Here is a 23,832-nt window from a genome sequence, read left to right on the forward strand (position 1 = left end):
TAATTTACTTCAAAAGCTTTTTTAAAATATAGCCTTGTCCTTGAACAAAATAGCTCTCGCAAATATTGTCTTTAATTAACTGTTTAAGTAACGTTTCTGCCTGAGTATGTCCAATTAAAAACTTACGTTGTAGACTAGAAACAGAAATACCCCCAACCTCTTCAGTAAACAATTTAGCACGTTCAAAAAGATCGTCTGATTGCATAACTCCCCCATTTTCAATAAATCAAATTTTTGCTCGGACTAAGACCATGCTGACATTGTCATATACCTGTTTCGAATCTAATAACGCTTTCATATTGAGCAACCATGCCCGAAGCTCCATATCCACTTTTAAAGCAGGCCATTCCCCACACTCCGCCACATCATGCACACCATCTGTACAAACCAATAAGGCATCATTTTCAGTTAAGTATTCTTCTGTTGTTGTAAAATCCATCACTTCATGCAAGGGATCAGCACAAAAGTATTGTAATAATGCACCATAAATACTGGCATAATTTTCTCCTTCTTTTATCTCGCCATTTTCTCTTAGCTGTTCAAGATAATTATGATCTCTCGTCAGGCAGTGCCACTTTTGATCATGCTGGCTAAACAAATATACTCGACTATCCCCAATATGTTGAATGGTCACAAAACCTTGTTCGCCATTATTTTGAATGAGTGCGAGTGTTGAACTTGCGCCAAAACCATTTTTTTGATGTGCTACTTGATCAACAAGATACTGCTGAACGGTGAATGCTTGATATAGTTCTAACTTTCTATTTTGTATTAAAGCATTTAAAACTGTATAAGCTGCTTGCTCAGCTGCTGGACTATTACTAATCCCATCCGCTACAGCAACACACCACTGCTCATTTTCAGAATGGCAATATCGTTTACTCATTAGCCCATCATGTTGAATCACTTTATTTTCAATCAAAATGGCATCTTGTTGATACTTCGACCTTGCCTTCCATGTCAGACCTTGCATTTCAAAAGTACTCATCACACCGATCTCATACTTGATAGTGAGTTTATTTTTATCAAATTACAATAAGACAATCAAGAAAAATATTACATAAGTTTTTGATTTATAATAAATTATTTAATTATAAACTGACTTTACGCTTTTAGAGTTTCGTTCATGTTTAACTATTTAGATAAAATGTAACGAAATATTTTTAAGGCTAAATCATGATTTAAGACGCTACCTTTGCTTCAGGCTTTTAGGCTTACCAAGTTAAATCCTCCAGTTTTATCAGCACACATCAGTATATGAATACGCTGATATCTGCGAATAAATTAGACATGTTTTCAGCACGGATCATTTTTTATTTTTTGTTTGTGACTTGCGTTTTAGTCAAGATGAACTGTCTTATGAGCAGCGAGTTGAGCTGCGAAATATTTATTTTCCAAACATTGTATTGGCTTTGGTTTTCCAAATAAAAAACCCTGTAACTGCTGACAATTTAAGCGTTTTAAAATTGCAGCTTGCTGCTCGGTTTCTACACCTTCAGCAGTGACAATTAGACCCAGTCGTATTGCGAGATGAATGATACTTTCCAAAATAATTTCATCTTTAGAGCCTTCACATAAGTTACGAATAAATTCACGATCAATTTTCAATTCATCCACAGGTAAGTTCTTCAGATATAAAAAGCTAGAATGTCCTGTCCCAAAATCATCAATTGCCAATAAAATACCCAATGCTTTTAGCTGCTCAAAAGTTGCGATACTTTTTTCAATGTGATGCATAGCCGTCGATTCAGTAATTTCAACAATCAGCTCCTTGGCTTGGATCTGATACTTTTGCATTAAATTATCTAAAGTGGTAATTAAATGCTTATGCTCAAACTGCATTGCCGACAAATTCACTGCGATTGGACAAAATGGCATCCCACGTTGATGCCATGATTGCAACTGAATACAGGCTTGTTCTAATGCCCAATAGCCCATGCGAATAATTAAACCTGTTTGTTCAGCCACCTCAATAAATTTGTTCGGTGCCAGCAAACCTAAAGTTGGATGCTGCCAACGAATCAAAGCTTCAACACCACAAATTTTATAATCCGCTGTAAATTTAGGCTGATAATATAAAACAAACTGCTGCTCATCAACGGCACAATATAAATCATTCACCAGTTTAGATTGATGACGATGTTGAAAATAATCATCTGAATTTTGATGATAAATACAAAAAGTATTGCGCCCCTGCTCTTTGGCAAGCATTTTTGCCGTATCCGCATGAATCAATAAATCTTGTAAAGATTGCCCATGATCAGGATATAACACGATTCCTAAACTTGCTGAAATATTAATTTGCTTTTCATGAATTAAAAAACGCTGTTGAATTTTTTCTAAAATTTTTTCTGCAAGAACATCCAGTTTAAGTTCTTTAATTTGTGGAACAATCACTAAAAACTCATCACCACCTAAGCGTAATAAAGTTTGATTATCATGTAACACTGTTTGTAATCGCGTGGTCAAAGCCACCAATAAATCATCACCAACTTGATGACCAAAATTATCATTTACAGCCTTAAAAAAGTCTAAATCTAAGTAAATCAAAGCAAATTTTTGGTGAGTTACTTTATAATGCTGAAATAATTTTTGGATATGATCTTCTAAAAATAATCGATTCGGCAGCTTAGTTAAATTGTCCTGTAATGCTAAATCTTCAAGTTCTTTATTGGCTTGTAATAATTGTAAATTACGCTCTTCTAATCTGCGCTCTAACACCGCAACACTAAAAGCAGAAACCAAAATTAAACTGGTCACAAAAATGATAGTTAATAATAAAATCCCTTGCCCACCATGAACATGATGTGTCGTATGTAATAAATTTCCAAGAGAATGAAAAGTTGTAGCCGCCATACCAGTATAATGCATGCCAACAATGCTAAAAGCGAGCATGACAGAAAGAGCGATTTTATAGAGTGTTTTGTGTTTAAAGGTATTTTTATATTTAAATGCTAACCAAAAAGATAAACCAGCTCCACTAATCGCAATCAAAACAGAAAATACAACCAATAAAATATTATAGTGAATTTCCTGATTTGGAATTTGTAGGCCCATCATTCCTACATAATGCATACCCGAGATCCCTAAACCCATCAGCAATGCACCTAAGACTAAACGGACTATGGGTAACGTTTCACGCGTCATTAACCAAATTGCAAAAGTTGAAGCAAGTGCTGCAATTACATAAGAAATGATGGTTAATGACAGATCAAACGTATAACCTTCTGGTAAATCACCCGCCCATAACCCCAAAAAATGCATTGCCCAAATTGCAAAACCAAAGACCATGCCGCTCAGACAAAGGATCATTTTTTGTATACGGGGCGTCCTTGAAACAAATATGAGTTGTTCTAATGATATAGCAACATAACAGATAAATACTGCAACACATGCAGACCCCATTACGAGACTACTGTCATAACCCATATCATTCATAAAAATTATCTTCCAATAGAGAACCTATTATTTTTATAAAACCCCAATTTTTTTACAACAGAAAACTGTGTGAAGGTTCGCCTTTTAAAGAATGTAAAATATATGGTTAAAATAGCATTATCTTATTGAAGGTCAAGTTATTCTTAACTTTTTAGATAAGAAAAAAGCATATCGTAATATGCTTTTAATCTTGATTTAACAGAGTGTTTAGACAAATTTACTTCTGTAATTTTGCCAAGTCAATTAACACATTTGCCGCTTCAGTCACAAAAGTTTCTTCTTCAGGTAAAGCAGGTCGCTTATTTGCTTTCATTTTTGCACGAGATTCAGCAAGTGCATCCAAAGAAGCCTGATAACTCTCCCAATTTGGATAAGCTTTTAACCCTGTTTCAGCACGTCTTTTATTTTCAGCAGCTAAAGTTTTTAACTCCAGAGTATTAAGCTCTGCTTTACGCTTTTCAATATCTAAAACAATTTGCTTTTGATCTTTGGTTTGCTGCGCAATTGCAGTTCTTTGCGCTAAATACTGAAATTGAGGATCTAAAGATACACGTATTTTTGATTTTTCAGCTAATTGTGGCAAATACGGTTTAATAGAACCTTCACGCTTAAATGGCGCTGTTGGAATCGTATCCCATTTCAATGCATTCTTCGCTTTACGTTCTCCAAACTCTTCATCATAGATATCCACCAGTTTAATATCCGGAATCACACCTTTGTTTTGGGTACTTCCACCTGTGATTCGATAGAATTTACGTTGTGTTAAGGTAGCTTGACCATACGCCAAACTGTCTAATTGAACTTGGGCTGTGCCTTTGCCTGTAGTCGTACTGCCTAGTACCACACCACGATCATAATCTTGGATTGCAGCCGAATAAATCTCACTTGCCGAAGCAGATGCAAGATTGATCAGTACAGCTAGAGGCCCCGCATAAGTCTGAGCGCCTCCATCAGTATCTTCAAATACGTTCACTGTGCCATTGCCATCACGAATTTGCACCACAGGGCCTTCTTTTACCACTTGCCCAATCATTTTCGCAACTTCTTCTAAAGAACCACCTGGATTATTGCGTAGATCAATAATAACCCCTTCGACTTTTTGATTCGCTAAATCTTGCAATGCTTTGTTGGTGTCTTCTGCAACTGAACGGTATTCATTGCCTGCACGACGTGCACGATAGTTCAAATAGAATGATGGAATTTCCAACACACCAAACTTATGTTTAACCCCATCACGTGTTACTTCAACTGTACGAGAGCGCACCCCTGCATCTTCTTCTTGAATCACATCACGAGTCAATGTCACTGTACGGGCTTGGTTCATAGAAGCACCTGCACCTAACAGCTTAATACTGACTTTGGTACCACGCTTACCACGAATTAACCCAACAATTTCCGAGCTTGGCCAACCGATGACATCAATCATTTTTTCGCCATCTTGTGCGACACCAATGATCCGATCACCTGATTTCACTTGTCCCGACTTACTTGCAGGCCCACCTTCTACAATAGTTTCAATCTTGGTGTAATCTTCATTACTCCGTTCAGGACGAATCGAGACCCCAATCCCTTCAAGCTGCAACGTAGTTTGACGATTCAGCTCCATTGCATCAAGTGGTGGGAAATAATTACTATGTGGGTCATAAGTTAATGTCATTGAGTTTAAAATTTTCTCAAGCACATCATCACTTTTGACACGTCCCATACGTTCTAACTGACGCGTATAACGCTTCGTCAAAGTTTGAACAGGCGTTAAATCTTCAGAAGCTGTCAGATCTTGTCCATTCGCCAAAGAAGGATCATCTTTCAGTGCTTTTTGTTTCGCTTGTTCTTCTTGTTTGGTAATGGTTAAGTTGATGAGCTGAGACACCAACATTTTATTCCAATACTGTTCTTGTTCAGCCTTGTGACTAAAAAATGGCGCTTTTTCTCGATCTGTTTCGATATAAGCATCAGGCTGATTCAGATTTTGCGGCTTTTTCAGCTCTGCCAACATATACGTATAAAATTCTTTTAGACGTGCTCGATATTGCGCATGAATTGCGTATGATCCTGTCAAATCCCCTGCTTTTAAAGCAGCACCCAAGGTTGCACCATATTGCTTTTTATACTGCTCAATTTCAGGGGCTAAGAATAAAGAATGATCAGGATCTAAACTATCTATATACATATCTAAAATACGTGCAGAGGTATTCGCATCCAAACGCATATTTAAATAATGCTGACGATCCACCAAAGTTGCCAACTGGCGTGTCACCAAAGCTTGTTCTTTTGTTGGTTGAATAGATTCTGAAACAGCAGTTGTTTCAGTTGCCGCCATAGCCATTGTAATAGCATGGTTAAAAAATAAACCACCCGTTGCGATAGCAACTGCACATGCGATTGTTTGAAGTTTCATAAATTGTGTGTACTTCCTTGGATTTACCAATTTCAGCGCTGTTTTTTGAAATGAATTCATGCAATTCAAAATCTTAAACAACTTTATCTGTTTATATCGTGTAGTTTTATCATAAACTGTACTGACAAAATGTAGCAAATCATTGCAAAATTCGGTTATTGTTTCTTTTTTAAATAAATACAATTCGGATTTCTTATGATCGGCGCATTGATGCTTGACATTGCAGGCACAGAACTTAATCAAGAAGATATTGAACTATTACGTGCTCCGCAAGTCGGTGGGGTGATTTTATTTTCAAGAAATATTCAATCTCCTGCTCAAGTACGTCAACTCACTGACCATATGCGTCAAATTCGTCCTGATATTCTTATTGCTGTCGATCAAGAAGGTGGACGTGTACAACGCTTAAAACAAGGCTTTACGCTACTGCCGGCCATGGGTCATTTTGGTGAACTTTACTTAAACGCACCTGAAAAAGCACTTGACCTTGCAGAAAAATGTGGTTGGCTTATGGCAACCGAAGTTCTTGCTGTCGGGATTGATTTTAGCTTTGCACCTGTTTTAGATATCAATGCCATTAGTGATGTCATTGGTGATCGTGCTTTTGCAAACAATGTAAAAGACATCGTGCCTTTAGCCTGTGCCTTTATGCGAGGGATGCAACGTGCTGGCATGGCAACTACAGGCAAGCATTTCCCTGGTCATGGTTCTGTTAAAGCGGACTCGCATGTTGCTGCAGCAATTGATCCACGTTCTTATGACGAAATTTACCAAAATGACATGCAAAGCTTTATTCAGCTACAGCCACAGCTTGATGCCCTAATGCCGGCACATGTGATTTATGAAAATATTGACCCAAATCCAGCAGGTTTTTCACCCTATTGGCTACAAAAAGTTTTACGCCAAGAATTAAAATTTGACGGCATACTGTTCTCAGATGACTTAAGTATGCAAGCAGCTTGTGTCGCAGGTGGTGCAGATGCACGTATTCGAGCAGCTTTAAATGCCGGTTGTGATATGGGCTTAGTCTGTAATAATCGTGAATCTGCCTGTATGGCTTTGGCTGGAATTTCAGATTTGCCATTACCAAACCAAGAACGTCTTGAACGTATGCGTGGCAAAATTCCACAGCTCCAGATAGGTGAAGCACTGGATTTAGGTGAAGAATGGCAAACTGTCAAAAAAGTCATTGAAGAATTTAAAAATTCACTTTAAAACTAGAGGGGCATTCGATATGCCCTTTTTTTGATTTTAAACAGTCAAAATAACAACAATAAAGTTAAGGATAACCATGACTCAACAACTTTCTAAACATCGGCATATTTCCTTTACCGCACACTATACAGGGTATATTTGGTATCAAATGGGAATTTCTCACCCATTACTTGCAACATCAAAAGGAAAGTCACTCGCTTTTATTGCCAATCCTATTGAAACATGGGCAGAAAAGTATGTGGGTGGCAGCATGCGTACGACCTTAAAAGAACGTCACACCATGCTAGATGACACTCTAAAACAATTAATTCATCAGTATCCTAATCTACAAGTGTTAGAAATTGCCACAGGACTATCACCACGAGGTTGGTGGTTTAGAGAGCACTTCCCACACATTGATTATCGGGAACTTGATTTGCCTGATATGGCAAAGACTAAGCAAGCCGCATTAAAAAAAATCAATGCAGCCAGTCCTGACGTATTATCTGCAGACTTGTTTACCGAAGACTTTAAAAGTGCCTTTGCTGTCTTTGATCCACAGCGCCCTTTGGTGATCATCAGTGAAGGTCTGATAAATTATTTTGAAAAAAATTTATTACAACAACTCCTAAAATCTATTGTAGATTATGGGCAAGATTTTAAGACCTTACATTATCTGACCGATATTTATCCTGAACCTGTCAAAAATAAACTCGCAAGTGTTATTTGGAATAGCAGTAAATTACTCAAAGTCATTTCGCGTAGTGCTTTTAGTTTCCACTTTCAAAAACCTCAAGAAATCCAAACGTTTTTTAAAATGGCAGGTTTTACACAGGTCGAAGTGCTACAACCACATGTTTATTTTCAACCACAACAAGCTAAACAAGTGAACCTAGAAGAACATTTAGGTGATTTAGTGTGGATGATTCACGCTGAAAAATAGTCAATTTTAGGTACAAAAAAAATCAGTCGAATATGACTGATTTTTTTACTCATTTTAAAAGATTAAACCGTTTCACATACTGTAGTCTCTAAATTTGCTCGTTCCGTTGCAATAAATTGCAATAGACGATCTGCATTTTCAAAGCTGCCATGTTTAAATAAAGCGCGTATGTGATTTTCACCCATTTCAAAAATCAAACATTCAATGGTGAACTCACCTTGTTCATCCTCTAAACTCAATGCCAAATCTCGAGTATGTTGTGCTGCAAATTCAACATCTTCTGCACTAAGTGTCATTGAAAGCCCAAAATAATTCACATCATTCACATGTACAGAGATTTCACGTGCCGAATGACGATGACGTAATTGGCGTGCAGGTTGTCGAATCTGAATACGGTCTTCGCCACGGCGTTCCATATGCTGCATGTCCTCACGGCTTAAATGAATAATGCCATCCAGACCCTGAATCGATTCACCTTTTAAATAGGTGGTAAATAAAGTCATAGTTTCTTTACGACGTTGCAACTGTGGCACATGATCGGCATTGGCAATCATGGCAAATTGCATGTCTGGGCATTGCAATGCAAAAGCTGCATTTTCGTGAGGTAAAGTAAAACTGTCATACTGCCCACAAGCAACTAATGTGTCGCACTGTGGCACGGGCACATTGGACAAGCGCAACAAACGATTGCAGTTAATTTCGTAACGTTCTTGTTCGGTGACTGAAAACTCAGCCATTTGTTTAAAGAAAAGACGCTTTGCGGTTGGAGACATACGTGTTTTGTCAAGCTTTGCATGATTGACCAAATACAAAATTACAGCCTGACCAAACTCATCCATACGTTGTTCTTTCATCAGCATTAATGATTCTTCAAGCAGCATACGCCAACTCTTACGCGTTTTTTGCATCACGCCCATTAGAATCATTTTTTCAACCAATTCAGGACGTTGCTCTACAAAGAATGAGGCAATCACTGAACCTAAAGAAATCCCGACAACATCAACTTTTGGAATGCCAATAATATCAAACCACTGTCCTAACATTTGAGATAAATCTGGAAGCTCCAAGGTGCCCGCAGACAAGCCTGTGTCGACATTGGTAATCTGTTGGTTTGCTCCCATAGAGGGGAGGTCAATTAAAATCACAGGTCCGCTTTCAAAAAACTGCTCAACGCAATATTTATATGAGTTAAAGTTTTGAAAAGCACCACCGATAATTACAATAGGCGTGTTATGGATTGTCTCTGGATCAGCAATCGCCATATATTCAATTTTCCAACCGTCAATCCACGTCGTACGTGCTGGTTGTTTGAAGCTATTTTTATTGTAAATATCGAAAAAACCAAAATTAGTAAAATTTTGATTTGATTCTGAGTCCATTTGGATAATGGAATTCATATCCTTCCTCCATCCTTGCTTTATTCTTTTAGTCTGCAAGATTATTATCGCTCGCGTTGTTTTATCAAATCGTGATACAGACCTACTTTTGTATCATTTCAATGTCCTTATAGTTTCATTCTATACAAATATGTGAATTCTCCGCAATTGCTGAAATGACCGCTCATCATATTTAAAAGGGAAAAGCATTGCAAAATATTTACAAACCATGGTTTTCACTTGCATTTTTAGTTTTATTTTCGAATCAGACTTCCTTGCTTTCACATTGGCTGCTACTATCAAAGGGAAATTTCTAGGTGATCAATTAAAACGCTATGCAAGATTCTATTGAACAGTATATGCAAACTGTAGGGAAACAGGCACGCCAAGCTTCTCGCTTTTTGGCAGGTGCTTCCACACTGCAAAAAAACAATGCGCTATCTGCGATTTATACCGCTTTGGAAAATAGCCAACCGCAAATTTTAGCTGCAAATAAAATTGATATGGACAATGGTCGCTCAAAAAGTTTAGACAGCGCCCTGCTTGATCGCCTAGAACTTAACCCCAAACGCTTTCAAGCGATGCTTGAAGGTTTAAAAGATGTCATTGGCTTAATTGACCCTATCGGTGAAATCACTGATTTAGCCTATCGCCCAACAGGCATTCAAATTGGTAAAATGCGCGTACCTTTAGGTGTTGTGGGCATGATTTACGAGTCGCGTCCGAACGTCACACTTGAAGCAGCTTCGCTTGCGCTTAAATCAGGTAATGCGATTATTTTACGTGGTGGTTCAGAAGCACTCTACTCCAACCAAGCAATCGCGGAAGCCATTCAACATGGTCTAAAAGCGGCTGGTTTACCTGAAACTTGTGTACAAGTGATCAATACCACAGACCGTGCTGCAGTGGGTCAATTAATTACATTGTCAGAATATGTCGATGTCATCGTTCCACGTGGTGGTAAAGGCTTAGTTGAACTGATTACCAATGAAGCCACTATTCCTGTAATCAAACATTTAGATGGCAATTGCCATGTTTTTGTTGAGGCACAAGCTGACTTACACAAAGCACTTCCGATTGCTTTAAATGCCAAAACACACCGTTACGGTGTCTGCAATGCTATGGAAACGTTACTGGTTGATGAAAAAATCGCAGAAGAGTTTTTACCACGTATTGCAGAACTTTATGCTGAAAAACAAGTTGAACTCCGTGGTGATGCAGAAACTCGTCGTATTTTAGGTGCCAGTGTAAAAACAGCCACTGAAGAAGATTGGTATGAAGAATATCTCGGCCCTATTCTTGCGATAAAAGTCGTTTCAGGTTTAGATGAAGCGATTGATCATATTAATAAATATGGTTCACATCATACTGACTCGATCATCACTGAAAACTTTAGTTTGGCACGTCAATTTTTAACTCGTGTTGATTCGAGCTCTGTCATGGTGAATGCGTCTACTCGCTTTGCTGATGGTTTTGAATATGGTTTAGGTGCTGAAATTGGTATTTCAACCGATAAAATTCATGCCCGTGGTCCAGTGGGGTTAGAAGGCTTAACTTCTCAAAAATGGATTGTTTTAGGCGATGGTCAAATTCGTCAGTAAGTTAGTACATTGAAGTAAAACCGTTCAATTTTTGAAAATTGGACGGTTTTTTATTTTTGTGGCATTAAAAAATTACATTGCAACAAAAAAAATTTCCTAAAATAAAAAAATATATAAAAAGAAGGGAAAAATTATGTTTTACGCTTTAATCATCATTACATTTTGCTTGGCATTATTGGTTTCGTTTGTGGTCATGCGTATTTTTTCAGGTTCTATCAATGCCATTTTAGCGCGTATTATCCATGATCCAATCCATACAGCTTGGGCTAAATACACCAAATTTGCAGGTATGGTGGTGGGTACGTCTTCAGGCATTCGCATATATGATATGGAAAAGTATATTAGCCCAATCACTTACACCAACGAGAAAGCACCAATCATTTTAACACTCACCCAAGAACGTTGGTTTTTAGAGGTTTATCGCACCATTATTGAGACATTACAAGGTTTGGCATGGATGATGCTCGTCTTTTTTATGGTGGCTTTAATTGCTTATGTGATTGTGCGTTGGTCTGAAATTAAATATAAAAATTAATGATACACAACCGTTGAAATACAAACTTGTTAACATAAAACTCAGCCAAGATGTATAAAAATCATGCTATGTTTGAAATAGATGATACTTTATGTCCTGTACTATTTTATTTATAAATGAAATCTATCAACTGATAAATTCTAATTATAATTCTTAAAGTGGTCGATAGTGCTTAAGTCTAATCACCTAAAGTCTATCTAGGACAGAAAAACAACACATGGTACAACATCACTACTGATCTAAATTGCACCAACAAAAAGCGTAATCAGATCAATCAGGACGAATATCAAATTACAATTTCGGGTAATAAAACGTGTCTACATCAGTATTAGTAATTAACTGCGGATCTTCATCAATTAAATATGCTTTGGTTTCAGAGCACCGTAAAGATCGAATCTTTGGTTTGGCAGAAAACTTAGGTTCTGCGAATGCACGTATTAAAGGTATTACGACTGGTGGTGAAGAGCTTGAACTTTCTATTCCACATGCAGATCATGAAAAAGCATTGGAAACCATTCTTGAACGTTTAGCTCATCATAATCCTCAAGCGATTGGTCACCGTGTTGTACATGGAGGCACATTAACCAAAGCTGAATTATTAACACCTGAAATTATTGAACGTATTCGTGAAGCAACGCCACTTGCACCTTTGCATAATCCTGCGCATTTAGTGGGTATTGAAGCAACCATGCGTTTGTTCCCACACTTGCCACAAGTTGCAGTTTTTGATACTGCTTTCCATCAAACGATGCCTGCACATGCCTATCGTTATGCATTACCAAAATTTTTATATACAGAACATAATGTTCGCCGTTATGGTTTCCATGGCACAAGCCATGCGTATGTCTCTGAACGTGGTTCTGAACTTGCAGGCAGCTACAAAAAAGGTGGTTGGCTCACAGCACATTTAGGTAATGGTAGCTCGACTTGTGCCATTTGGAATGGTCAATCTGTCGATACCTCTATGGGTTTAACACCACTTGAAGGTGTGGTAATGGGTACACGTAGTGGTGACGTAGACCCAAGTATTCATAGTTTCTTAGCTTCAAACTTAGGTTGGGACATTTATAAAATTGACAAAATGCTCAATAGCCAATCTGGTTTGCTGGGTCTATCTAATCTTTCAAATGATATGCGTACGCTCATCGAAGCATCTGAACAAGGTAATGAAGATGCAACGCTTGCGATTGAAGTTTTTTGCTACCGTTTAGCAAAATCATTAGCAGGTTTAAGCTGTGGTCTACCACGTATTGATGGCTTATTTTTCACAGGTGGTATTGGTGAAAACTCCGCTTATATTCGTGAAAAAACCGTTGCGTATCTACCACATTTTGGCTTTAACTTGAGTCAAGAACAAAATAATAGCTTAAAACGTGGTACAGAAGGTCGTATTGATGCTGGTACAGGTCCGCAAATCTGGGTTGTACCAACCGATGAAGAAGGTCGTATTGCCAAAGAAACTGAGCATGTTGCATTACAAGAAGGAAATGTAACTGCAAAAAAGTCTAATGCGGAAACTGTGACAGCTTAAGCTGTTGCAGGATGTGATTTAAAATTTATTTTGATTTATCTGATTAAGAATAGCGTATGAAAACAATTTTATTGGTTCCTACAGGTGAAGGCGTAGGTCTTACCTCTGCATGTCTTGGACTTATTTATGCTCTAGATTGTCAGGGAGTAAAAGCGGGATTTTTAAAACCTTTTTCACAAGATGAGAAAGCCGAATCTGACCGTACAACTGCACTCTATCGCCATGTTTCGAAAACTGAAACGGTTGAACCAATTCCATATGCAAAATTAAATCATTTACTCAACACAGGTGAAACCGACGAACTACTTGAAGAAGCTGTTCGTTTACATCGTGAAGTTGCTCGCACACATGACATTATTATTGTTGAAGGTCTAGTCCCAAATGCACGTGATGCTTTTGCGAGTGAAATTAACGCTTCACTTGCCCAAGCCCTTGACGCAAAAGTTATTTTTGTCAGCAATGCCAATATTGCCAAGCCTGAACAAACTGCTGAGAAAGTCGAAGCACAATTACGCTATTTTGGTGGTGCAGCATCAGCGCGTAATGTTGGTGTATTGTTTATGCGTACACGTGGTTTACCAGAAGAATCAGCACAAATTCCTGTGACATTTGCGCCAGATTTACGTTTAGTTGAAGAAACAAAACAATTTACACAAGCCATTCAACGCACACATGCACATATTGGCACTGAACATTTACCTGTGATTGGTTTAGTCCCATTCAGTGATACTTTAAGTGTACCGCGTGTTTCAGACCTTGCCACACATATCCAAGCAAGTTGGATTAATGAAGGTAAATCAACTGTACGCCGTGTTTTACACAGCAGTTTAATTGCTTCTAATATTGAACATGAATTACAAAAATTTATTGCGGGTGAATTAATCATCTCTGCTTCAGATCGTATTGATGTGTTACTTGCAGCAAGTCTTGCAACCAGTAATGGAATTCCATTGGCTGGCTTAGTCTTAGCTGAGCAACATGAACCCAACCCTGCTGCATTGGCATTTTGTCAAACAGCAATTAAAAATGGTTTACCTATTTTACATACGCCATTAAGTACATTTGAAACAACTCAATTACTTTCAAATCTAAGCAATGAAATTCCAGTCGATGATACTGAGCGCGCTGAACAAGTCACACGTTTTGTTTCGAGCCATATTAATATGGACTGGTTAGTCTTGTTATTAAACGGTGACTATCAACCTCGTCTATCCCCTTCTGCTTTCCGTCATGAATTGGTACAAAAATCAATTGCTGCGAAAAAGCGTATTGTACTGCCTGAAGGTGATGAACATCGTACCATTCAAGCGGCTGCAATTTGTCAGGCGCGTGGAATTGCACACTGTATATTATTGGCAAAACCTGAAGCTGTTGTTGAAGTCGCACGTGCACGCAATATTGAACTGCCTCATGATTTAGAAATTATTGATCCAGATTTGATTCGTGAACAGTATGTCGAAAAAATGGTGGAATTGCGTAAAGGCAAACTCAATGATTTACAAGCACGTGATCAGCTGCAAGATACCGTTGTACTTGGCACAATGATGCTCGCACTCGATCAAGTTGATGGTTTAGTGTCTGGCGCGGTGCATACCACAGCAAATACCGTACGCCCTGCTTTCCAATTGATTAAAACTGCGCCTGACTATTCATTGGTATCTTCAGTATTCTTTATGTTATTACCTGATGAAGTCTATGTTTATGGTGATTGTGCAATCAACCCAGACCCAGATGCAGAACAATTGGCTGAGATTGCCATCCAGTCTGCGGACTCTGCAAAAGCCTTTGGGATCGATCCACGTATTGCCATGATTTCATATTCTACAGGCACATCAGGAATGGGTGCTGATGTAGAAAAAGTAGCAAAAGCCACTGAAATTGCAAAACAGCGTCGCCCTGACTTACTTATTGATGGTCCATTACAGTACGATGCAGCTTCTGTTGAAAGCGTAGGTAAATCAAAAGCACCAGATTCAAAAGTTGCAGGTCGTGCCAATGTGTTTATTTTCCCTGACCTCAATACAGGAAATACCACGTATAAAGCGGTTCAGCGTTCTGCAAACGTGGTCAGTGTTGGTCCAATGTTGCAAGGTTTAAATAAGCCTGTGAATGACTTGTCTCGTGGTGCTTTGGTGGATGATATTGTCTTTACGATTGCCCTAACTGCGATTCAAGCCGAACAGCAAGCTGCTCAGTAATTTGGACTTATACAAGATTATTAAAGTTTAATACTCAAACCACCCAATTTGCGGATTGGGTGGTCTTTTTTTTTATTACAGTTTTAATCAATTAAATACTCGCATTACCTAGCAATTGGAAGCTGATAAAGCTGTACGTTTTTCAATCCTACTTTTTACTATTAAATATTTAAATTTTAAAGAATAAATACTTTTTGATATCTTTTATATTAACTTAATTTTTTGAAATAAAGAGCAATACACAAATGATCAATACAATAAAAATGCAAGCATAAAAAAAGAAGATAAAGCTTATGCCTGATCTTCTTTCTGTCCATACATCCAAGTTGCAGCAATATAAATACTAAAGCCCACAACCATCAAAACACTTGAAACTGTCATATGTGTCTTCACTCAAGTTTTGTTATATTTATTATGTGAAATTTTTATGACAACTTTATGACAAACACTGTCATATTTTAAAATGTTAAAAAAGTAAAATACAAACAGTCATTTAGAAAATATAAAAAATCTTTTAAAGCTGATATTTTTATAACATAAAGTAAAATTTTATTCTGCTACAAAACTTTGCTGATTTGACTCAATATCTCTTAGCCCTGCAAATTCAACATTAAACTTTAGCCAAAATTCAAGCAAGTCATCCACAAAAGCTGCTTTATCACGTATAATTTAGCCCGCTAGCTATCAGCCCGCTCAAGAGATTTTCGATATGACAACTATTATCAAGCAAGATGACTTGATCACATCGGTCAAGGATGCGCTTCAGTTCATTTCTTATTATCATCCACAAGACTTCATCCAAGCGATGAGCCGTGCTTATGATCGTGAAGAGAACAAAGCTGCAAAAGACGCCATTGCACAAATTTTAATTAACTCTCGTATGTGTGCAGAAGGTCATCGTCCAATCTGTCAAGATACTGGTATTGTTAACGTATTTGTTGATGTGGGCTTAGACGTTAAATTTGATTTAACAATGAGCTTAGATGACGCAATCAATGAAGGTGTACGTCAAGGCTATCTTGAAAATAGCAACGTTCTTCGTGCATCTGTACTTGCTGACCCTGCTTTTGGTCGTAAAAATACCAAAGACAACACTCCTGCTGTGATTCACTACAAACTCGTTCCGGGTAACAAAGTAGACATCACTGTTGCTGCAAAAGGTGGTGGTTCAGAAAATAAATCTAAACTTGCAATGCTCAACCCTTCTGATTCAATCGTGGATTGGGTACTTAAAACTGTTCCAACCATGGGTGCAGGTTGGTGTCCACCGGGTATGCTCGGAATCGGGATTGGTGGTACTGCTGAAAAAGCCATGATGCTTGCAAAAGAATCACTCATGGAAGAAATCAACATGGACGAATTACTTCGTCGTGGACCACAAAACAAAATCGAAGAGCTTCGTATTGAAATCTTTGAAAAAGTAAATGCATTGGGTATTGGTGCACAAGGTCTTGGTGGTTTAACCACTGTACTTGATATTAAAATCAAAGATTACCCTTGTCATGCTGCAGGTAAACCAGTCGGTATGATTCCGAACTGTGCTGCAACTCGTCATGCACATTTCCAATTAGATGGTTCAGGTGTTGCACATATTCAAGCACCTAAACTTTCTGACTATCCAGAAGTGACTTGGGATTCTTCAAAATCTAAACGTGTTGACCTAGACAACATTACGCAAGAAGAAATGAACTCTTGGCAACCAGGCGACACGCTATTGCTTAACGGTACAATCTATACAGGTCGTGATGCTGCGCACAAACGTATGTGCGAAATGCTCGACAAAGGCGAAGAGCTTCCTGTAGACCTGAAAGGTAAATTTATTTACTACGTGGGTCCTGTTGATCCTGTTGGTGATGAAGTGGTTGGTCCTGCAGGTCCAACAACTGCAACACGTATGGATAAATTCACTCGTCAAGTGTTAGAAGCGACTGGTTTGTTCGGCATGATTGGTAAAGCAGACCGTGGTCCGGCTGCAATCGAAGCAATCAAAGACAACAAAGCGACTTACTTAATGGCTGTTGGTGGTGCTGCGTACCTTGTTTCTAAAGCTGTTCGTCAAGCTGAAGTGGTTGCATTTGCTGACTTAGGTATGGAAGCAATCTACAAATTTGTGGTTGAAGATATGCCAGTATCTGTTGCAGTTGATGTAAACGGTACATCAATCCATGCAACAGCACCAAAAATCTGGCAAGCAAAAATTGGTAAAATTCCAGTCGTTGATGCTGCAGCAAACTAAGTCTTTATTCAACGCGAAATAGATTTATTGCTTGAATATTGATGAAAAAGCACTCTATGATTAGGGTGCTTTTTTATTTCTGAGAAGAAGATGAAAATTAAATCCTATATATTTTCTATATTTTTACTAAGTTTTAGCTTTCAAACTTTCGCAGCCTCTGCGACATCACAACAAATTGATCAGCTCATTAAACTTGAATATTGGAATCAATTTAAACCTGCTTTACTCAAACAAAGTATGCCGAATATGAAAAGTGCAACTGAAGAATTGATGTTTGACCAATTACAATATAGACAAGCGCTTTCAGCTGAAAAGCAAGCTTTAATCATCCAAATATCGGATATTATGATTAATGACATGATCGAACAAGTAGATGAAAAAGTTTTGCTCAGCAATATTCGTGCAGCATATCAAGCACTCAGTCAAGAACAAGCCCAAGCCTTGATCGATGTTTACCAGCAACCCAATATGCAAAATGCAGGACAAAATACTCCAATTATAATTGCAAAGATTGTAGATGCTTCAAGTAATGATTTTAATAAGTTGGTCAACTTAGACGATATTCAAAGCATTATTCGTGAGAACCAAAAATGATCAAAAAAATAATGTTTAGCCTCAGCCTTTACCTACTGCACACAGGTGTATATGCAGCACCTGCAAGTACAGAAAGTACCGAACAACTACTTAATGTTATTCATATCAATCAAGCAATCGAAGACCTCGCAAAGAGTGAAACTTTTCAACAATTGACACAACAAATCATTGAGTATTATACCATTCCGCCAACCAAGGAAAACCAAACCCGTATTTATAATGCGATTCAAAAATATTATTTAAGTGATGCTTATAAACGTGAATTTAGACAAAATTTATTTAATATTTACAATCAAAACATGACTGAAGAAGAAACCCAGCAATGGATTAAATTTTATAAAACAGCAGTCGGACAATCTATTTTAAATAATAAAAATTTTGAACAGAAAATCATTGATGCTGTTGAACAAATTTTCCCTGACAATGCCGAACCATCAGCGCAAGCACAAGCTAAACTTACGCAAGTCATGCAGAAATTTTTCTCTCAATAAGTTTTCTATTCATTATCTTTTAAGGACAGTCAGATGAAAAAATTTAAAACCTTATTACTCAGTGGTTTAATACTGATTACACCTTATACTTTTGCTGCTCCTGCAAGCGACCAACAAGTGCAACAATTAATAGAAGTGATGAAAATCGATCAGCTTTTACAACAAACTATACAACAAATTCGCCCTCAGCTTGATCAGCAAGCATATACGATTGTACAAAATATTGTGCGGCATGAACAACTTAGCCCACAAGAGCAAATCGTTGCCAATGAATTAGCAGATCAATTACATGAGCAAAATAAGAAAAGTATTTCTTGGGAAAAAATGCAGCCGATTTATCAAAAAATTTACAAAGACATTTATAGTGCTGAAGAAGTACAAGCACAAATTGATTTTTACTCAAGCCAAGTTGGACAATCCATTTTAGCTAAAAGCCCTGTTGTTGCCCAAGAATCCATGAAAATCGTCAATACTCAACTGATGTCGACCATTCAAGCGGCTGAAAAAGACTTTGCTCAAGTCAATAAAAAACTCGAAGCACTTAAAAAAGCCGCAGAAAACAAATAATACTGTTTATTTTTATAAAAAAGAGGCAATTGCCTCTTTTTAAATGGATTATTTCGGTATCTCATTTACCATGTTAAAGGATTCCAAATCTTAAATGGTGTACTCAAATGCACATCATCACTGGCTTGATAATCTCCACTATTAATTTTTTCCTGAGGTTTGATCAACTTTCCATCTGCGGTCATTTCGCCAACAAAGTTTAAACCAGGCGATTTTAATTGCGTCATGGCAATTTCTTTTAATCCTTGGCGCGTTGGCATTTGCATCAATGGACCAACTTTCAACAAGTCACCACCACCATTTGGACCACCACGGAATTTCTCTTCCTCATACTTTACAAAATATTGCTGACCTGCTTGCACGTGAAAATAAGCAACTTTAGGCTTTTGAAAATGTACCACTGCCAATGGTCGACTTAAACTGAGTTTATAATCGCCCTCAGCCAGCTCAATCCAATAATAATGATTGCTAATGAGACTAGGAATTCGTTTTCCATTTAAATAAAAGCTCTGTGCAATAATTTCTTGGCGATTCCACTTACTATCAGGACGATAAAAATAAATCACAGCAGCATTCGGATTTTGGGGTTTTACCAGTTTGAAATACTGCCCAGGCTCTTGATTGACCCATGAACCGACAGAAAACTTACCGAGTTTATATTGATCTAACTTTTCATGGACAAAAGAATTTTCTTTTTCAAAATTTACGGCATCTAAAGTAGACACAGCTTGACTTGTAATTGGTTGTTCGACAGCCTGATGACTTTGACAGGCAGCCAATCCACAACTGGTTAAAATAATTAGACCAAAGTAACGCATGATTATCCCTCACCACGTATTTTTATTTTCATTTTTTGAATGAAGATGATTTTCTCAACATCAGCTTAACATTTCATTGGCGATTTAAAAATAAAAAACGTGTAAAAAGTCCAGCTTCTTACACGTTTCAGATAAGTTGCAGATCACAACTCAATCATCTTAAGCAGATTTACTATCAATCACTTTTAAATCAACTTTTTCTTCAACAGCTTGTTCTTGCTTCGGTTGACGTTCTGCTTGATAAACAGGTTCTGCTTGATGATTAATCACATCAGCATTAATGATGACTGTGCCAATATCTTCACGACTTGGTAAGTCATACATAGTTTCAAGTAAAACATTTTCTAAAATCGAACGTAGACCACGCGCACCTGTATTGCGTTCAAGCGCTTTTTTTGCCACAGCACGTAATGCTGAGTCTTCAAAAATTAGATCGACATCTTCCATTTCAAACAAGTACTGATACTGGCGCGTTAATGCATTTTTTGGTTCAGTCAAGATTTGCATTAATGCTTCTTCATCGAGCTCTTCAAGCGTCGCAATCACAGGCAAACGACCAATAAACTCAGGAATTAAACCGAATTTTACTAAGTCAGTTGCTTCAACTTGACGGAACAATTCTGATACTTTCTTAGTATCATCTTTATTTTTCACATCAGCAGTGAAACCAATACCACCTTTTTCTTGACGTTGTTGTACCACTTTTTCAAGTCCAGCAAACGCACCACCACAAATAAATAAAATATTTGAGGTATCAATTTGAATAAACTCTTGTTGTGGATGCTTACGTCCGCCCTGAGGTGGAATAGATGCAACCGTGCCTTCAATCATTTTCAGAAGTGCTTGTTGTACGCCTTCACCTGATACATCACGGGTAATCGACGGATTTTCAGATTTACGCGTAATCTTATCAATCTCATCGATGTAGATAATACCTTTTTGGGCTTTTTCTACATCATAATCCGCTTTTTGTAATAGCTTTTGTACAATGTTTTCAACATCTTCACCCACATAACCTGCTTCGGTTAAAGTGGTTGCATCTGCCATCGCAAAAGGTACATCAAGTAAACGCGCAAGTGTTTGCGCCAATAATGTTTTACCAGAACCTGTTGGTCCAATCAGCAAAATATTACTTTTTGCTAACTCAATAGCATCTTTAGGTTTATTTGCAGATTGCGTTACTTTTAAACGTTTGTAATGGTTATAGACCGCAACTGATAACGTTTTCTTTGCAGTATCTTGACCAATCACATACTGATCAAGCGCAGCACGAATCTCATGAGGTTTAGGCAATGGACGTGTTGCCCAATCTCCAGTTTCAACTTGTTGACTGGTTTGAACTAAATCTAAGCAGACATCCACACATTCATTACAAATGTACGCGTCCTCTCCAGCGATCAGTTTTCCAACTTCAGACTGTGTTTTTCCACAAAATGAACAATGTTTTTGTCCTTGAGGATTATCGGACATTTTCACTCCAAATCTTAAATCTGTACGTTAAAGCTTAGTTTTGTGGGCGTTTTGATAACACTTGATCCACTAAACCGTATTCTTTCGCTTGTTCTGCAGTCATAAAGTTATCACGATCTGTGTCTTTTGCGACACGCTCATAGTCTTGGCCACTATGTTCTGCCATTAAGCGATTTAAACGTTCTTTAATAAATAAAATCTCACGTGCATGGATTTCAATATCTGATGCCTGACCACGGAAACCACCCAATGGTTGATGAATCATCACGCGCGCATTTTCAAGACAATAACGTTTACCTTTCGCACCCGCATTTAACAAGAATGCACCCATCGATGCAGCTTGCCCCATACAATACGTCACCACATCGGGCTTAATAAATTGCATGGTATCGTAAATTGCCATACCTGCAGTCACTGACCCTCCTGGTGAATTAATATATAAATGAATATCTTTTTCTGGGTTTTCAGCTTCTAAAAACAACATTTGTGCAACGATTAAGTTTGCCATGTTGTCTTCAACTTCACCTGTTAAGAAAATTACACGCTCACGTAAAAGACGTGAGAAAATATCGAAAGAACGTTCACCACGAGATGACTGTTCTACAACCACAGGGACTAAAGCGTTTTCAATAGATGGAACATACATATGTTATTTATTCCTGAATTTTTTGTTACTCAGCTCATAGTGACAATATGAGGGATAATGATTGAAATTGCAAAATATTCCCCATTAAATATCAAATTTTTTTGAATAAGCATTTTGAATTTGGGACAATTACAAGTTTGATACAGCATAAAAAAAGGCGCTCGAAAGCGCCTTTTAATAAAAAACAACTTAGCCTTGTTGACGTGCTTGCTGTTCTTTCAATAAATCTTGGTAGCTCACTTCAGTATCAGATACTTTAGCAGCAGCTAAAATATAATCTACAACTTGGTCTTCTAAAACAACAGCTTCAATTTGAGCACGTTGTTTTTCATCATTTTTGAAGTATTCAATCACTTCAGCAGGATCTTCATAAGAAGTTGCCATGTCTTCGATGTATGCTTCAACACGAGCAGCATCTACTTCAAGTTTAGCATCTGCTAAGATTTTACTTACAAGTACACCCAATTTAACTGACTTTTCAGCTTGTTCTTTGAATAAGTCATCAGGCAGCATGCTGCTGTCAAATGCTTGCGCACCTTGAGCACCAAACTGTTGAGTGAACTGTTGAATCATTTGTTGACGTTGACGGTCAATTTCTTGAGCAACCATTGCTGAAGGAAGTTCAACTTCATTTGCAGCAACTAATGCATCAAACGCAGCAGATTTAACTTGGTTACGTAGACCATTTTTCACTTCACGTTCCATGTTTTTGCGAACGTCAGCTTTTAATTTTTCAACGCCTTCTTCTTCAGTAATACCAAAGATTTTTAAGAACTCAGCATCAATTTCAGGAAGTTTTGGTTTTTCAACCAATTTCACATTGATTTTGAATTGAGCCGCTTTACCTGCAAGGTTTTCAGCTTGGTAGTCTTCAGGGAAAGTAACATCAATGACTTTCTCTTCACCTTTCTTCATACCGATGATGCCATCTTCGAAGCCAGGAATCATACGACCAGAACCTAAAACAAGTTTAAAGTCTTGCGCAGCGCCGCCTTCAAATTTTTCGCCATCCACTGTACCTTCAAAGTCGAAAGTCACTTGCATGTCTTTCTTCGCCATACCTTTGGTTTCAGCCCAAGTTTGACGTTGTTTTTGAAGGTTTTCGAGCATAGTGTCGACATCTTTATCATTCACTGAAGTCGATTTACGTTCGATTTCTAAAGTATCAAGTGCATTTACTGAAACTTCTGGGTAAACCTCTACAGTTGCTTGAAAAACCAAAGCATCATCTTTGTTTTCAACTTTATCAATGTTTGGCATACCAACAGCATTGATTTTTTCTTGTTGAATTGCTTCGAATACTGAGTCACGGATGATGTCATTTACCACTTCTTGGTAAATACCAGCACCATATTCACGACGAACAACGTTTACAGGTACTTTACCTGGACGGAAGCCGTTAATCTTTACAGTTTTGGCAGCGCGTTTTAAACGAGCTTCAAATTGCTCATTTACACGGCTCGTCGGTACAGATACATTTAAACGACGGGCAATGCCCGAAACCGCTTCAGAAGTTACTTGCATGGCTTCCTCTATATAATAGTAGTTACAATTTAAAAAAGTGCCACATTATATGACAACTTTATAGATATACAAAATGTCGGCTATTTTAACCCCTAAAATAAAAATTTCTCTATATTTCTTTTCAGTAATTTTTCAAATTTATTTTCCGATGACGTCATTCTTTCAGAAATGAATAAAACCACTTCACTAGAGTAAAACTTCTAACAACTCCTCTCACATGACCTCTGATTTGTAAAACCAATAAAAAACCATTTTTTAAAAGAGTTTTTTAT

Annotated in this window: 19 protein-coding genes; 10 read left to right on the forward strand and 9 right to left on the reverse strand. The window is 37.7% G+C overall.

The features are described from left to right. Positions 1-4: 4 nt before the first annotated feature. The 4 genes from HUV91_RS13375 to HUV91_RS13390 form a co-directional block, all read right to left on the reverse strand. Positions 5-205 carry a DNA translocase FtsK gene (locus HUV91_RS13375; protein ID WP_174493733.1) on the reverse strand — a complete coding sequence of 67 codons (201 nt, stop codon included), beginning with the start codon at positions 203-205 and terminating at the stop codon, positions 5-7. 21 nt (positions 206-226) lie between these two features. Next, positions 227-988 carry a PP2C family protein-serine/threonine phosphatase gene (locus tag HUV91_RS13380; RefSeq protein WP_174493734.1) on the reverse strand — a complete coding sequence of 254 codons (762 nt, stop codon included), beginning with the start codon at positions 986-988 and terminating at the stop codon, positions 227-229. Between the two features lie 350 nt (positions 989-1,338). After that, the gene (locus HUV91_RS13385; protein WP_174493735.1) at positions 1,339-3,438 is read right to left on the reverse strand and encodes a putative bifunctional diguanylate cyclase/phosphodiesterase; all 2,100 of its coding nucleotides are present in this window, start codon (positions 3,436-3,438) and stop codon (positions 1,339-1,341) included. A gap of 217 nt (positions 3,439-3,655) precedes the next feature. Beyond that, the gene (locus HUV91_RS13390) at positions 3,656-5,836 is read right to left on the reverse strand and encodes a carboxy terminal-processing peptidase (protein WP_130072057.1); all 2,181 of its coding nucleotides are present in this window, start codon (positions 5,834-5,836) and stop codon (positions 3,656-3,658) included. Between the two features lie 195 nt (positions 5,837-6,031). Between HUV91_RS13390 and nagZ the strand changes: the two genes are divergently transcribed. Together nagZ and HUV91_RS13400 are read left to right on the forward strand one after the other, a co-directional pair. Next, positions 6,032-7,051, forward strand: coding sequence for a beta-N-acetylhexosaminidase (nagZ, locus tag HUV91_RS13395; RefSeq protein ID WP_174493736.1), 1,020 nt, complete (start codon positions 6,032-6,034; stop codon positions 7,049-7,051). Positions 7,052-7,127: 76 nt separating this feature from the next. Beyond that, positions 7,128-7,973, forward strand: a complete 846-nt coding sequence (locus tag HUV91_RS13400) for a class I SAM-dependent methyltransferase (RefSeq protein WP_174493737.1) — start codon at positions 7,128-7,130, stop codon at positions 7,971-7,973. A gap of 62 nt (positions 7,974-8,035) precedes the next feature. Here the strand turns inward: HUV91_RS13400 and HUV91_RS13405 are convergent, their stop codons facing one another. Next, a complete protein-coding gene (locus HUV91_RS13405; protein ID WP_174493738.1) occupies positions 8,036-9,370 on the reverse strand; it encodes an alpha/beta fold hydrolase in 1,335 nt (444 codons plus the stop codon). Positions 9,371-9,684: 314 nt separating this feature from the next. On the opposite strand from HUV91_RS13405, the gene HUV91_RS13410 reads away from it, so the two are divergent. The 8 genes from HUV91_RS13410 to HUV91_RS13445 all read left to right on the forward strand — a co-directional run bounded on the left by HUV91_RS13410 (position 9,685) and on the right by HUV91_RS13445 (position 19,102). Beyond that, positions 9,685-10,950 (forward strand): glutamate-5-semialdehyde dehydrogenase, encoded by a 1,266-nt coding sequence (locus tag HUV91_RS13410; RefSeq protein WP_174493739.1) that lies wholly within the window; start codon positions 9,685-9,687, stop codon positions 10,948-10,950. A gap of 133 nt (positions 10,951-11,083) precedes the next feature. After that, complete coding sequence (locus tag HUV91_RS13415) at positions 11,084-11,485, forward strand: hypothetical protein (RefSeq protein WP_174493740.1); 402 nt, start codon at positions 11,084-11,086, stop codon at positions 11,483-11,485. A gap of 313 nt (positions 11,486-11,798) precedes the next feature. Further along, positions 11,799-13,016 carry an acetate/propionate family kinase gene (locus HUV91_RS13420; protein ID WP_174493741.1) on the forward strand — a complete coding sequence of 406 codons (1,218 nt, stop codon included), beginning with the start codon at positions 11,799-11,801 and terminating at the stop codon, positions 13,014-13,016. 56 nt (positions 13,017-13,072) lie between these two features. Further along, positions 13,073-15,214 carry a phosphate acetyltransferase gene (gene pta / locus HUV91_RS13425; protein ID WP_174493742.1) on the forward strand — a complete coding sequence of 714 codons (2,142 nt, stop codon included), beginning with the start codon at positions 13,073-13,075 and terminating at the stop codon, positions 15,212-15,214. A gap of 709 nt (positions 15,215-15,923) precedes the next feature. Then, positions 15,924-17,450 carry a fumarate hydratase gene (locus HUV91_RS13430; RefSeq protein WP_130072066.1) on the forward strand — a complete coding sequence of 509 codons (1,527 nt, stop codon included), beginning with the start codon at positions 15,924-15,926 and terminating at the stop codon, positions 17,448-17,450. A gap of 90 nt (positions 17,451-17,540) precedes the next feature. Next, positions 17,541-18,044, forward strand: coding sequence for a hypothetical protein (locus HUV91_RS13435; protein ID WP_130072067.1), 504 nt, complete (start codon positions 17,541-17,543; stop codon positions 18,042-18,044). Continuing rightward, a complete protein-coding gene (locus HUV91_RS13440) occupies positions 18,041-18,535 on the forward strand; it encodes a DUF2059 domain-containing protein (protein ID WP_174493743.1) in 495 nt (164 codons plus the stop codon). Before HUV91_RS13435 ends, HUV91_RS13440 begins: the two co-directional genes overlap by 4 nt. A gap of 33 nt (positions 18,536-18,568) precedes the next feature. Beyond that, positions 18,569-19,102 (forward strand): DUF2059 domain-containing protein, encoded by a 534-nt coding sequence (locus tag HUV91_RS13445; RefSeq protein ID WP_174493744.1) that lies wholly within the window; start codon positions 18,569-18,571, stop codon positions 19,100-19,102. 65 nt (positions 19,103-19,167) lie between these two features. Here the strand turns inward: HUV91_RS13445 and HUV91_RS13450 are convergent, their stop codons facing one another. The 4 genes from HUV91_RS13450 to tig all read right to left on the reverse strand — a co-directional run bounded on the left by HUV91_RS13450 (position 19,168) and on the right by tig (position 23,560). Then, complete coding sequence (locus HUV91_RS13450) at positions 19,168-19,920, reverse strand: DUF2846 domain-containing protein (RefSeq protein ID WP_174493745.1); 753 nt, start codon at positions 19,918-19,920, stop codon at positions 19,168-19,170. 159 nt (positions 19,921-20,079) lie between these two features. Continuing rightward, positions 20,080-21,390: an ATP-dependent Clp protease ATP-binding subunit ClpX gene (gene clpX / locus HUV91_RS13455; protein WP_130072071.1), complete on the reverse strand. Its 1,311-nt coding sequence runs from the start codon at positions 21,388-21,390 to the stop codon at positions 20,080-20,082. Between the two features lie 34 nt (positions 21,391-21,424). Further along, positions 21,425-22,036 (reverse strand): ATP-dependent Clp endopeptidase proteolytic subunit ClpP, encoded by a 612-nt coding sequence (clpP, locus tag HUV91_RS13460; RefSeq protein WP_130072072.1) that lies wholly within the window; start codon positions 22,034-22,036, stop codon positions 21,425-21,427. 189 nt (positions 22,037-22,225) lie between these two features. After that, positions 22,226-23,560, reverse strand: coding sequence for a trigger factor (gene tig / locus HUV91_RS13465; protein ID WP_130072073.1), 1,335 nt, complete (start codon positions 23,558-23,560; stop codon positions 22,226-22,228). Positions 23,561-23,832 lie beyond the last annotated feature (272 nt).

It is taken from the genome of Acinetobacter sp. Marseille-Q1623 (assembly GCF_902809895.1).
In the GTDB taxonomy this organism is placed as follows: domain Bacteria; phylum Pseudomonadota; class Gammaproteobacteria; order Pseudomonadales; family Moraxellaceae; genus Acinetobacter; species Acinetobacter piscicola_A.

Coding starts and splice junctions, on each gene's coding strand:
- HUV91_RS13375 (WP_174493733.1), bottom strand. CDS start 205: ATGCAATCAGACGATCTTTTTGAACGTGCTAAATTGTTTACTGAAGAG.
- HUV91_RS13400 (WP_174493737.1), top strand. CDS start 7,128: ATGACTCAACAACTTTCTAAACATCGGCATATTTCCTTTACCGCACAC.
- HUV91_RS13450 (WP_174493745.1), bottom strand. CDS start 19,920: ATGCGTTACTTTGGTCTAATTATTTTAACCAGTTGTGGATTGGCTGCC.
- pta (WP_174493742.1), top strand. CDS start 13,073: ATGAAAACAATTTTATTGGTTCCTACAGGTGAAGGCGTAGGTCTTACC.
- HUV91_RS13390 (WP_130072057.1), bottom strand. CDS start 5,836: ATGAAACTTCAAACAATCGCATGTGCAGTTGCTATCGCAACGGGTGGT.
- clpP (WP_130072072.1), bottom strand. CDS start 22,036: ATGTATGTTCCATCTATTGAAAACGCTTTAGTCCCTGTGGTTGTAGAA.
- HUV91_RS13410 (WP_174493739.1), top strand. CDS start 9,685: ATGCAAGATTCTATTGAACAGTATATGCAAACTGTAGGGAAACAGGCA.
- HUV91_RS13380 (WP_174493734.1), bottom strand. CDS start 988: ATGAGTACTTTTGAAATGCAAGGTCTGACATGGAAGGCAAGGTCGAAG.
- HUV91_RS13440 (WP_174493743.1), top strand. CDS start 18,041: ATGATCAAAAAAATAATGTTTAGCCTCAGCCTTTACCTACTGCACACA.
- HUV91_RS13445 (WP_174493744.1), top strand. CDS start 18,569: ATGAAAAAATTTAAAACCTTATTACTCAGTGGTTTAATACTGATTACA.
- tig (WP_130072073.1), bottom strand. CDS start 23,560: ATGCAAGTAACTTCTGAAGCGGTTTCGGGCATTGCCCGTCGTTTAAAT.
- HUV91_RS13430 (WP_130072066.1), top strand. CDS start 15,924: ATGACAACTATTATCAAGCAAGATGACTTGATCACATCGGTCAAGGAT.
- clpX (WP_130072071.1), bottom strand. CDS start 21,390: ATGTCCGATAATCCTCAAGGACAAAAACATTGTTCATTTTGTGGAAAA.
- HUV91_RS13435 (WP_130072067.1), top strand. CDS start 17,541: ATGAAAATTAAATCCTATATATTTTCTATATTTTTACTAAGTTTTAGC.
- HUV91_RS13405 (WP_174493738.1), bottom strand. CDS start 9,370: ATGAATTCCATTATCCAAATGGACTCAGAATCAAATCAAAATTTTACT.
- HUV91_RS13385 (WP_174493735.1), bottom strand. CDS start 3,438: ATGAATGATATGGGTTATGACAGTAGTCTCGTAATGGGGTCTGCATGT.
- nagZ (WP_174493736.1), top strand. CDS start 6,032: ATGATCGGCGCATTGATGCTTGACATTGCAGGCACAGAACTTAATCAA.
- HUV91_RS13415 (WP_174493740.1), top strand. CDS start 11,084: ATGTTTTACGCTTTAATCATCATTACATTTTGCTTGGCATTATTGGTT.